Origin of the sequence: Geobacillus sp. Manikaran-105 (assembly GCF_002809955.1) — a bacterium.
Taxonomy (GTDB): Bacteria; Bacillota; Bacilli; order Bacillales; family Anoxybacillaceae; genus Geobacillus; species Geobacillus thermophilus.
In genome coordinates this window covers 1-11,737 of sequence record NZ_PIJG01000065.1, presented here as the reverse complement: position 1 = coordinate 11,737, position 11,737 = coordinate 1, and the positions used below count along the sequence as shown (strand labels likewise).

The following is an 11,737-nucleotide window of genomic DNA, read 5'->3' as shown; positions in this document are numbered from 1 at the left end:
TTTGTCAACTACATCCACGAACGTCCGGAGGAAGTGCTGCAGCGCTTAGGGTGTGCAGGATGACTGAGAAGTTAACTCTTCATGTTGCATGTATATAGTATAGTAGTACCTGTATATAATGTCGAAAGTTATTTGCGCAGGTGTTTAGACAGTTTATTGTCGCAGAGTCTCAATGATATTGAGATTATTGTAGTAAATGATGGTTCAACTGATAATAGCCTAGAAATTCTTAATGAATATGCTAAAAAAGATAATCGTGTAATAGTTGTAAACAAATCTAACTCGGGGGTTTCCTCAGCACGAAATGAAGGTATATGTATAGCAAGAGGGGAATATATCGGATTTGTTGACCCGGATGACTGGGTTGACTTAAATATGTATGAAGAAATGTATAATACCGCTGTCGCTGATAAGGCCGATATTGTTATGTGCGGGTATATACGTGAGTTTGGAAGTCATTCAAAAGAGAAAAAATTCCCTCTTCCCGAAAAAGTTTGTTATCAAAATTCCCAAATTCATTCTAACGTTATGAGGCGTTTGGTTGGACCCTTAAATGAAGAAATGAGAAATCCGGAATTGCTGGATGCATGGGGAACAGTTTGGTCAAAGTTGTACCGTTCTGAAATTATCAAAGAAAATGGACTAAGATTCGTAGATCTTAGTGAAATAGGTACTAATGAGGATTCTCTCTTTAATATAAATGCATTTTATTATGCGAAAACATTTGTGTTTCTTAATAAACCATACTATCATTACTGGCGCGCTAATACTACTTCAGTTACAGCAAAATATAAACCGAATTTAATAGATCAATGGTTTAAATTGTATGACTACATTGAAAATTTTTTGAATGAAAAAAAAATGGGGCAAGATTTTTATTTAGCCTTAAATAATCGCATATGCTTAAATGCTTTGGGATTGGGTTTAAATATAATCAGTAAAGAGAACAATATGTCTGTTTTAATGAGAATTAAGCAGTTAAGAAAAATTCTTAATGATAATCGTTTGAAAAATGCATTTAGACAATTTAATATTGGATATTTTCCATTTGCTTGGAAAGTATTTTATTTTTGTGCAAAATATAGATTAACATTAGCATACTATGTAATGTTAGTAGCTATTGAGTATTTTAGAAAGAAAATTAGATAGCAAAATTAATTATTCTTACTTGTAATTTGGGGAATTTAAATGTTTCGAATAAGTAGCCTTATCTTGAAACCGTAGTTTATGCATAAACCAAATCATTGTTACGCTTTTTACACTTTAACTTTGTTAGTGGAATATTAAGTTAATCTATTTCAGTGTTAATCTCACAACTTTAATTTATGTAGAGGTTTTTCCTATTTTGTAACCCAAGGTCAATTGTGAAAAGTTGGCTTAGAATCATCATTTAAATTATAAATAAAAGCAAAAAATCCATTGAAATTATATATATCTCTGAGGCTATAAATGTTCCCAAGGGGTAACACAATCATGATTTCCAATTATATCACAGAACATGTTTTTTGCGATGAAAACAAGCACATTTTACGGTATATTAACGAGGGCTTTCTTTAGTCGACACGTCCCTATGTAACGGAATGGTCTGTCATTTTGAGGAAAATTAATTCCCAAAATGTTTCTTTATAAAAAATATTTTTTCATTCTATATGTAAGTTAGTTTTACTACTGAAACAGTTTCCGCATTTTCAACGTATTTGCAGACTGAAGGGTGTTCTGAATATTTCCATTTTTGGAACTCTGCTATGCGGTTCGCAACGAGGGAGGCTTCGTTCAACACTCAATTTCTTAAAAATTTGAAAGTGTAATGTACAAAATTGGTTATCATCGATAACACGACTCTCTGAAATAATCTTTATGATACTTCTAAACAAAAAGCAGGTTAAGATGGTAAAAAAAGATAATATTCATCTTTGTACGATAGTAGAAAGAATTATTCTAGTGTATTAACAAATGCCAATCGTTAGAAGCTACTATTGTACCTGATTTAAAAGACTATGAAGTCTATTTTGCCATCGGGGATAAAGCGCATGATTTTAAGAAACTGAAAGTAGGTAGAAATTATCTTCATCACACTCTTTAATCATCTCCTGAAGGAGTAAGTACGAAAAGATGTATATGAACGAGTCACACCAACATTATAAGTAACAAAAGAGGGTAAAGAAAAAAGGGAGAGTTATATGGAAAACTTTACAATAGATAGTCCTAAGGTTTCTGTAATAATGGGTATATATAACTGTTCAACAACTCTTGCTGAAAGTATAGACTCAATACTCGCACAGACATATAAAAATTGGGAACTTATTTTGTGTGATGATAACTCTACAGATGATACCTACAGAATTGCGAGGGAGTATGCTGAAAAATACAATAATATCATATTACTAAGAAATGAAAAAAATATGGGACTAGCAGCAACACTTAATCGTTGTTTAGAATATGTTAGTGGTAAGTATGTTGCACGGATGGATGGGGATGATATCTCTCTGCCTGAACGTTTTCAGAAGCAAGTAGCTTTTCTTGAATCAAACCCTGAATATTCAGTAGTAGGTACTGGGATGATCTCATTTGATGAAAAAGGTGATATAGGTATTAAATTAGGTATACCTGAACCTAAACCGACAGACTTAGCTAAAAATAATCCGTTTATGCATGCAACCATTATGATGCGTACAGAAGTATATAAGGCTCTTAATGGGTATCGCGTAACGAGTTACACACGTAGAACGGAAGATATAGATTTATGGTTTAGGTTTTTTGCAGCTGGTTTCAAAGGATATAATATGCAGGAGGCCTTGTATAAAGTTAGAGAAGATCGTACAGCATATAAGCGACGCAAATTTAAGTATTATCTTGATGCAGCAAGGTTGTTGTTTGAAGGAATTCGTTTATTAAATCTCCCAGCTAGATACTATTTATTTGTATTAAAACCTATTCTATCTGGTCTGACTCCAAATTTTTTATTAAAAAAATATCATGAGTTTCGAGTTAAAAAATCAAAAATGGTGTTGTAAAATTTGTTGAGACAATAGGCTACGATGATCATCAGCATTCATATTCTTGGAAAATTATTAGGTTTCTCGCCTAGCACGCATGGCATCGCTTTGTCACTGTCAATCTCATGACAAAAATCAATTCCTTGAACGTTTGCAATACAACCGACGTTGTCGCCGGTTACGCTGGGTGATCAAGTGGATTCGCCATCAACTTGCCCAACAAGCTCGTGCCATCATTGACAGTTTACTGATCCTTTTATGTCATTCTGCACGTATGTCGAAAGTAAAACGATTTCGATGAATCGCTGACTATGGATACTGCGCCTTGAAACGAATGAATTTTTATGGATTTAAGATGCATATTCAACTGACCGATCAAGAGTTGATCATGAGCTATGTAGTCGCGCCAGCTTCTTACCATGATGTGGTCGTGGAGGAAGAAATCATTGATCAGTTTCCGCATCCTTTTACCTTGGCAGATAAAGGGGTTCTCAGCGAACCCTGAAAGAAAAACTCAAAAAGAAGTACGGAGTCTATTTGTGACCTCCCTCTCGTGCCAATAGTCGAAGTCCGATTTCACGTGAGTTTCAACGATGGATTTGTCGAAAATGAAAAATCATTAAGACCGTTTTTTGATGTTAACTGATCATTTTCATCTTACTTCCATTTGTTCAACCAGTCTGGATGGATTTGAAACAGCTCTGGAAGGGATTTTCTTCGCTCATGCGCTTGTCGTTCTTGGTGCGGTTAAACGTTGAGGTTAAACTAGCACCACGAGTATATCTTTATTTTCGGGAAAACCTTTTCATATTGATAACCATGTTAATTTTTTCTTGCTGTCAAAAGTCAGGTATCTAAAATATTATATTGTTTATTCTTTAGTTAGTTCGGGAATGTCTAAAAATTTCTGTACCAATAGGATGAGATTCTTCTTAGGTAAATCTTCTCTGATAATGTTTTTCAACATAGATAAAAAATAGTTAGGTTGCGTGGATTTATATTTAGTTAACGAGGATGGGCATTTATATCAATACGGATCAATTTACTGTTGCTTTGCTCTTTAATTGTAATGTTTAAACATAGCTTGCTTAAAACGGCTGGTAGAAAGGGGCTAAAAATGACAGTTTTTTGGATTACTCTTGCCCTTGTATATTTATTTTCATTCAGTGCAAGGATCTTATCCACAAACAAGAGTATAAATGTTAATTTATTAGAAGTGAAACAACCTAATAAGACTCTGACTTTAATTACAATTTTGGTTTTAGTGCTAGTTTCGGGTTTGAGAAATAATATAGGTGATACCTTTTTTTATATGCACTCTTATTCTCTAAACAGGTTTACTCTAGATAAAATTAACTTCAAAGGAGATTTTGGTTTTAATATAATTCAAGCTTTATTGCAAAAAATCTCAACTGACCCACAGATACTAATTTTTTTCTGTGCTTTAGTTACCAACGTATTGATTATCATCACCTTTTATAAATATTCAATGTTATTTGAATTAGCTGTGTATGTTTATATAACATCCGGTATCTATTTAGTTACTATGAATGGTGTCAGACAATATTTAGCTGCTGCAATTACATTCGCTGGTACCCATTATTTATTTAAAAGAGATTGGAAAAAATATTTTTTAATTGTTTTATTGGCGTCTACCATTCATAAGTCAGCGCTTATTTTGCTACTAGCATATTTTTTTTCTAATGGTAAATCATGGGGGTTGCGAATTTCTCTACTATTAGGTATTGGAATTTTGATAATAGTTGGTTATCAACAGTTCTCTTCAATATTGTTTACTGCCCTTGAAGATACACAATATGGACATTATAAAGATTTTTCTGAAGGTGGGGCTAATATTATTAGGGTTCTAGTCACTTTAGTACCATTAATAATTGCCTTCATTGGGCGTAAGAGGCTTGAAAAAATCACATCTCACAGTGATGTAATTGTAAATATGTCTATTTTAAACTTATTTTTTATGCTTATTTCGACACAAAATTGGATTTTTGCTAGAGTAGCAATATATTTCAATTTATATCATATTCTATTAGTAACTTGGGTAGTGAATTTATTTGAAAAAAAAGATCGAAAACTGATTTATTTAGCAATTATTTTTTGCTATTTAATATTTTATTTTTACGAACAAGTAATTACTTTAAAGATTGAGTATCAGAGCAATTATTTTTAGAATGAGGTGAATGTAATAGTGGTGTATACAAAGAAAATACCTCGAATAATTCATTATTGTTGGTTTGGAAAAAAAGAAAAACCTGACATAGTAAAAAGATGTATAGATAGTTGGAAAAAGAATTTATCAGAATATGAAATAATTGAGTGGAATGAAGATAACTTTGATATAAACTGTAATTCATATGTAAGAGAAGCTTACAAATCCAGAAAATTCGCCTTTATAAGTGATTATGTAAGAGTATATGCTTTATATAACTTGGGTGGAATTTATTTAGACACTGATGTTGAAGTACTCAAGTCCTTTGATGATTTATTGCATCACGATTCGTTTTGGGGATTTGAACAAGGAAACTATATAGCTACAAGCACTATAGGAGCAGCTAAAGGAAATAAGCTGATAAAAATATTTTTAGATTCGTATGAGGGAAAGAGTTTCATTAAAGAGGACGGAAGCTATAACGATTTAACTAATGTCGCTATAATAACTGAAATGCTGGAAAACATGGGATTAAAATTGAATGGAGAATATCAAGAAATAGATGGTATAGGAACTTTTTATCCTCAAACATATTTTTCTCCATATGACTATATTAATTGTAGAAAGTTTATAACGGAAAACACATACACTATTCATCATTTTTATAATAGTTGGTTATCACCTAGAGTGAGATTTAAGAGCAATATAAAAAAAATAGCATCTAAAGTTATAGGTGGGGAAAACATAGCTAGAATTAGAAATTTAATTTCGAGAACTTAGGGAATGAGACAAAAATGAAAAATATATTGATAGCCTCTTTTGATATGGAAGTTGGAGGAGTAGAAAGAAGTCTTATAAATATGCTTGAAAATTTTAATTACAAGAACTATGCTGTTGATTTGATGTTATATAGACATCAAGGTGATTTTATGCCATTCCTTCCTAGTAAAATAAATTTATTGAGTGAAATTCCACAATACGCTACTTTTAGGAAATCAATAGGTGAGATCTTAAAAGATAAGCAATATAGTATCGGATTTTCGAGGATTTTAGCTAAGATGAATGCTAATTTTATAGGTAAAATAAAAGGAATAGTAGAGCCAGGATATTACCAAATGCAATTGATGTGGAAGTATTCTTTATCAATTTTGCCTGGATTAGACAAAGAGTATGATGTTGCGATTAGTTACTTATGGCCACATTATTTTGTAGCTGATAAGGTTAGGGCTAAGAAGAAAATAGCATGGATTCATACAGATTATTCTACAATAGAGATAGATATAAATATGGATTTTAAAATCTGGAATAAATTTGATCATATTGTAGCTGTATCAGAAGCTTGTAAGAATTCATTTCTAAAAAAATTTGGTAAATTAGAAAATAAAGTTGTGGTAATAGAAAATATAATTTCTCCAGAATTCATTAGAAAAATGGCTAATGAAGAAGTAGACAATCCCATGATTAATGATAGTAGATTTAAAATTATCACAGTAGCTAGATTATCCCATTCAAAAGGGATCGATAATGCTGTAAAAGCCTTAAGGATATTAAAAGATAAGGGATATGATGATATTGCTTGGTATATCGTTGGATATGGTGAAGATGAAAAATTAATAAGAGATTTAATAGAAGAATATAATCTATATGATAGGTTTATATTGTTAGGAAAAAAAATAAATCCCTATCCATATATCAAGGAAGCAGATTTATACGTACAGCCTTCTAGATATGAAGGTAAAGCAGTGACAGTAACAGAAGCTAAGATATTAGGTAAGCCAATACTTATAACTAACTATGCTACTGCGCAAAGTCAAGTTCAAAATGGATTTGATGGATATATTACAGAATTGTCTATTGAAGGAATAGTAGATGGAATAGAAAGGTTATATAGGGATTCGGAATTAAGAAAAGAGTTAGCTAATAACTGTAAAAACACCGATTACGGCAATAGTTATGAACTGGAGAAATTATATAAAATTATAGGTGAGAATTAAATGATTAGTGTAATTGTTCCTGTTTATAACGTTGAACAATATTTAGAACAATGCCTAGAAACTGTATTTAATCAAACATATAAAAATATAGAGGTAATAATTGTGAATGATGGTTCAACAGATAAATCTATAGATATTATAAATAAATATAGAAAAAAATACTCAAATATATTATATCTTGAACAAGAAAATAAAGGATTGTCAGTAGCAAGGAATCTAGCAACAAAGTATGCAAAAGGTGAGTATATAATATATATAGATTCAGATGATTATTTAGAATTGGATATGCTAGAAATGATGTATAACAAGATAAAACAAATAAAAGGTGATGTCGTAATATGTGGACATAAGGAAATCTATGAAGATATACCAGGAAAATATAGTAGAGTTTTAATAGATGCAGATGAGAACAAGGTCTATTCTGGATTAGAAGTTGCAGATATGTTATTAAACTGTAAGGTTATGGGAGTAACATGGAATAAGTTGTTCAGAAGAAAATTGATAGAGAAGTATGGACTTTATTTTGAACCTGGAAGATATACACAAGATTGGTTTCCTGTATTTAAGCATATATCTAAGTGTAATTCGATAGGATTTATAAATAAAGATTTATACAATTATAGAATTAGGTCAGGAGCTACTAAAGCAAAGAAAAATTATAAGAGATTAGAGGATTATACTCATGCTGTCACTAGCATATTGGATTATATAAAGACTAATAATTTACAATTTAGTACAAATAGTATTAATAAATTTAAAGCTATTACTTTTGAGAGAAGCATGCTTATGTATTTACACTTAAATAGGGACAAGGGGCGTAAGCTATACGAGGAATTTAAATACAATGGATATTTAAACTATAGTTTATCTATAAGTGATATATTAACTACTTCTAAATTAGGTATAAGAACTAAATTAAACTTGTTATTATGGAAATTAAAAATATTGCATAAGTTTTTTTAAAAAAGCCTCAGTAGCGTTCATATACAATAAACAAAATTTAGTTCCACCATTCTTTGTGTCATTTGATAGAATTAGAAGGTGCAATCCATTTACCGAATTATGTAAATATCCTATCTTTGTCGATAGGTGGTATTCTCTATATTGGATTTGGACAGGGATTACTTGTGTCATCCATATAAAGGGTTTTTTATGAACTTGTTTTGATTTGAAATCTTCAAATTAAATTAACACAATATGTAATATTGATATTAAAATCTCTAGGTAAAAATAAATCAATCAAGTTAATTAATATAAGGGGAGGGGAGGTGAAGTGCTGTATTATGTCGGCGCGAGAAGTCAAGATTGGAATTTTGTCATCGTATGGAATTTTTATTGCTGATATTCTTGCAGCATTAATTTTTACACCTTTTCTGATAAATTCACTTGGTCAATCCGAATATGGCGTTTATGCACTTATAGGGTCAGTTGTGGGTAGTTTAATGGTTTTGGATTTTGGATTTGGGAGTGCTATTATTCGTTATGTAGCTCAGTATCGGGCGGAAAATCGGAAGGATAAGGAACAAAATCTTATCGCAACGTGTTTACTTTTATATGGGATTATTGCATTGATAGCTTTGGGAATAGGATTAGTACTTTTGTTTTTTATTGATGATATATTTGGAAGCAAGCTTTCAGATAGTGAGTTATCTATTGCGCATTCAATGTTCATTATATCCGTTTTTAGTGTATCAATTTCATTTCTTTTAGGTGTATTTAATGCTTATATTCAAGGATATGAAAAGTTTATTGTAATAAATTCTATTACTTTGATCCGTCTCATTGTTCGAATTTCTGTACTAACAATTTTGCTTTCACTTGGTTTTAAGTCAATAATGGTTGTTATAGTAGATGCACTTTTAAATTTAGCTACAGGTATTTTATATATTCTCTTTACAAGGGTTAGATTAGGGCTAAGGGTAAAGCTATCAAAATTCGACATAAGATTATTAAAAGAAATAAGTAACTACTCTTTTTTTATTTTTATTAGTAGTATTACAGATATCCTTTTTTGGAGAAGTGGGTCTTTTGTTTTAGGAGCGACTGTTGGTGCCAAAGCTGTCGCAGTATATACAGTTGGTATAACTTTAGTTAGTTACTTTCAGTATATCTCGGGTGTAATAAACGAAAAATTATTTCCTGCGATAACACGGATGGTGGTTCGTGGTTCTGATGGAAATCATTTGACAAGTTTTTGTGCCAAGATTGGGAGAATACAGTTTATTCTGTTAAGCGGGATACTTCTAGGTTTTCAGCTTTTTGGAGATGATTTTGTTTATTTATGGATAGGATCAAATTATTTGCTTTCATGGTGGATTGGTCTAATTTTGATGACAGTCATGATTGTTCAGGCAATTCAGTATCCCTGTGTGATGATTCTACGTGCAAAAAAGAAAGATGGTTTACGAACGGTTCTGCAGTTAATTATAATCGCGGTAGGAGTATTTTTGGGTAACATTCTAATAAAATGGTACAGTGTGATTGGGATGACTTTAGGTTTAGGCATAGCGGTGGCTTTGTTAAACCTGATTTTAATAAGTATGCATTATCGAAAAATGTTTGATTTTAAACCATTAACATTTTTGAAACAAATAGTGAAGTTATTACCAAGTATAGGAGTTGCTTATATATTTGGTAGATTACTTGAATTTATACCCGTAGGTGATTCTTGGGGTATATTTATTTTGAAATGTGCAATATTTACTGGTTTTTATGCTATCTCGGTATGGTATTTGGGGGCCAATGAGTTTGAAAAATCTTTAGTAACTAGTATTTTTAACCGATTAACAAAGCTTACTGTAAAAACAAATTAGAAGCTATGGATAAATTCATCACCAAACTAACCATCTTTTCTCAGGAAGAATAGTGGTAGCTTAGGTGATAGAAATGGTTTACAACTACACTTTCCTTCATTTACTTCCATATGTATTCGTACAAATTTAATTGGGTGAATACGGTGAATAACAATAAACATTCATGAGTAATTTTACTTCCCACCCAAGAATGAAAATATATCCATCCTTCCCGTAATGATACAAAACACAAACAGGTTAGAAAGACGTGCACTTTAATGGTGGTTCGATCCTGTAGAATACACTGTTTGAGTTCATTTGGTGATCTACCCATTGTCAGCCCTTTTCCCATGGAAGGGTGATTACGAACAGAAAAATGCCAAACGAGCAAATGAACTCCCTGTTTGTGAATCCATTATGGAAGGAGCCAAACTCATGGATGTTCTTTATCATCGCTGTGCTGGATTAGATATCCACGCGGAAACGATTGTCGTTTGTGTCCTTGTCGGGAACGAAAATCACCTTTAAAAGGAAGTAGAAACGTTTTCTACCTTCACGAAAGATCTCTTTCGTCTGTTGAAATGGCTTGAGGATCGAGGCATTACCCATATCGCCATGGAAAGTACAGGAGTTTACTGGAAACCAGTATTCAACATTTTGGAAGAGTTCTTTGACATTACGCTTGCCAAGGCACAACGAATCAAAAATGTTCCTAGAAAAAAGACCGATGTGTCCGATGCCGAATGGATTGCCAAGCTATTGCGTCATGGTCTGATTGAAAAAAGTTTTGTGCCTCCGGAGGATATTTGGAATTTGTGGGATTTGACCCGTTTGCGTAAAAAGTGGATCGGGTAATTGATCGCTGAAAAAACGCATCTAGAAAGTGCTAGAATGCTCTCCAATATTAAGCTAAGTTCCGTCATTTCTGATTTGTTCGGAGTTTCCGGGCGCAGGTTGCTCGAACGTTTGATGGAACAAGAGCATATCGAGGCACAAGAGATCGAGTCTTGTCTTCACGGAAGGATGAAAAGGAAAAAACAACAAATTCAAGATTCGCTTTTTTGGCACGTTAACGGAACATCAGCTTTTCATGATCCGCCAGTCCTAGAAGCATATCGAACAATTGAAAATCTTGATACGGGAAATCGAGGAGCGAATCGATTAACTTCTTCAAGCATATCAAGAAGAGATGGAGCTTTTGAAGACCATACTTAGAGTGAAGAAAGAAACCGCTGCCGTCATCATCGCCGAAATCGGAGTGGATATGGGACAGTTCCCAACGTCTTAACGCCTCGCTTCTTGGGCTGGAGTGGCTCCAAGGAATCATGAAAGCGAGGGAAAACGCAAAAGTACACGAACGGTAATTAAATTCGCGTTATGTGAGGCAGCGTGGGCACTTTCACATTGCAGGAATCAACGATTGGTAGCAAAATTTTGGTTGTTGGCGGCACGGAGGGAAAAGAAAAAGCACTCGTTGCGATTGCGCCCCGAATGCTCACCATTATTTACTGCATGCTTTCTCGAAAAGAACCGTTTCGAGAGCAGTAAATCTAGTATAAAAAGACTAAGAAATATACGAGATACCTTAAAATAAGGTAGCTCTGCTTTCCTATTGCCTTTTTTGATCATTAGTAGTGTGCCCAACCTGATCAAGGGATATACAGGGTTGACTATGTTTCATTGATTTTCACAGAAAAGTTCCATGAGCAATTTTTGCTCTCCACCCGGGCATGAAAATCCCCCTTTTCTTCCCATAATGAAGAGTAGGCGCAAACAGCTCAATAGGAC

At 32.8% G+C, this 11,737-nt stretch carries 8 protein-coding genes and 1 pseudogene; all 9 read left to right on the top strand.

The window, feature by feature from the left end; all coding sequences use genetic code 11:
- The first annotated feature begins 81 nt into the window (after window positions 1-81).
- The 9 genes and pseudogenes from CV945_RS15140 to CV945_RS15100 all read left to right on the top strand — a co-directional run bounded on the left by CV945_RS15140 (window position 82) and on the right by CV945_RS15100 (window position 11,497).
- Window positions 82-1,149 carry a glycosyltransferase family 2 protein gene (locus CV945_RS15140; protein ID WP_100660096.1) on the top strand — a complete coding sequence of 356 codons (1,068 nt, stop codon included), beginning with the start codon at window positions 82-84 and terminating at the stop codon, window positions 1,147-1,149.
- A gap of 1,031 nt (window positions 1,150-2,180) precedes the next feature.
- Window positions 2,181-3,014: a glycosyltransferase family 2 protein gene (locus CV945_RS15135; RefSeq protein WP_100660095.1), complete on the top strand. Its 834-nt coding sequence runs from the start codon at window positions 2,181-2,183 to the stop codon at window positions 3,012-3,014.
- Window positions 3,015-3,321: 307 nt separating this feature from the next.
- Window positions 3,322-3,501 carry a transposase gene (locus CV945_RS15130; protein WP_100660094.1) on the top strand — a complete coding sequence of 60 codons (180 nt, stop codon included), beginning with the start codon at window positions 3,322-3,324 and terminating at the stop codon, window positions 3,499-3,501.
- Window positions 3,502-4,113: 612 nt separating this feature from the next.
- Window positions 4,114-5,184, top strand: coding sequence for an EpsG family protein (locus CV945_RS15125; protein ID WP_100660093.1), 1,071 nt, complete (start codon window positions 4,114-4,116; stop codon window positions 5,182-5,184).
- 18 nt (window positions 5,185-5,202) lie between these two features.
- The gene (locus CV945_RS15120; RefSeq protein WP_100660092.1) at window positions 5,203-5,943 is read left to right on the top strand and encodes a glycosyltransferase family 32 protein; all 741 of its coding nucleotides are present in this window, start codon (window positions 5,203-5,205) and stop codon (window positions 5,941-5,943) included.
- 14 nt (window positions 5,944-5,957) lie between these two features.
- A complete protein-coding gene (locus CV945_RS15115) occupies window positions 5,958-7,157 on the top strand; it encodes a glycosyltransferase (protein ID WP_100660091.1) in 1,200 nt (399 codons plus the stop codon).
- Window positions 7,158-8,120: a glycosyltransferase gene (locus CV945_RS15110; RefSeq protein WP_100660090.1), complete on the top strand. Its 963-nt coding sequence runs from the start codon at window positions 7,158-7,160 to the stop codon at window positions 8,118-8,120.
- Between the two features lie 320 nt (window positions 8,121-8,440).
- Complete coding sequence (locus tag CV945_RS15105) at window positions 8,441-9,970, top strand: lipopolysaccharide biosynthesis protein (RefSeq protein WP_157807542.1); 1,530 nt, start codon at window positions 8,441-8,443, stop codon at window positions 9,968-9,970.
- Between the two features lie 414 nt (window positions 9,971-10,384).
- Window positions 10,385-11,497, top strand: a pseudogene (locus CV945_RS15100) (IS110 family RNA-guided transposase).
- The last annotated feature ends 240 nt before the right edge of the window (window positions 11,498-11,737 follow it).

Coding starts and splice junctions, on each gene's coding strand:
- CV945_RS15140 (WP_100660096.1), top strand. CDS start 82: ATGTTGCATGTATATAGTATAGTAGTACCTGTATATAATGTCGAAAGT.
- CV945_RS15135 (WP_100660095.1), top strand. CDS start 2,181: ATGGAAAACTTTACAATAGATAGTCCTAAGGTTTCTGTAATAATGGGT.
- CV945_RS15125 (WP_100660093.1), top strand. CDS start 4,114: ATGACAGTTTTTTGGATTACTCTTGCCCTTGTATATTTATTTTCATTC.
- CV945_RS15115 (WP_100660091.1), top strand. CDS start 5,958: ATGAAAAATATATTGATAGCCTCTTTTGATATGGAAGTTGGAGGAGTA.
- CV945_RS15110 (WP_100660090.1), top strand. CDS start 7,158: ATGATTAGTGTAATTGTTCCTGTTTATAACGTTGAACAATATTTAGAA.
- CV945_RS15105 (WP_157807542.1), top strand. CDS start 8,441: ATGTCGGCGCGAGAAGTCAAGATTGGAATTTTGTCATCGTATGGAATT.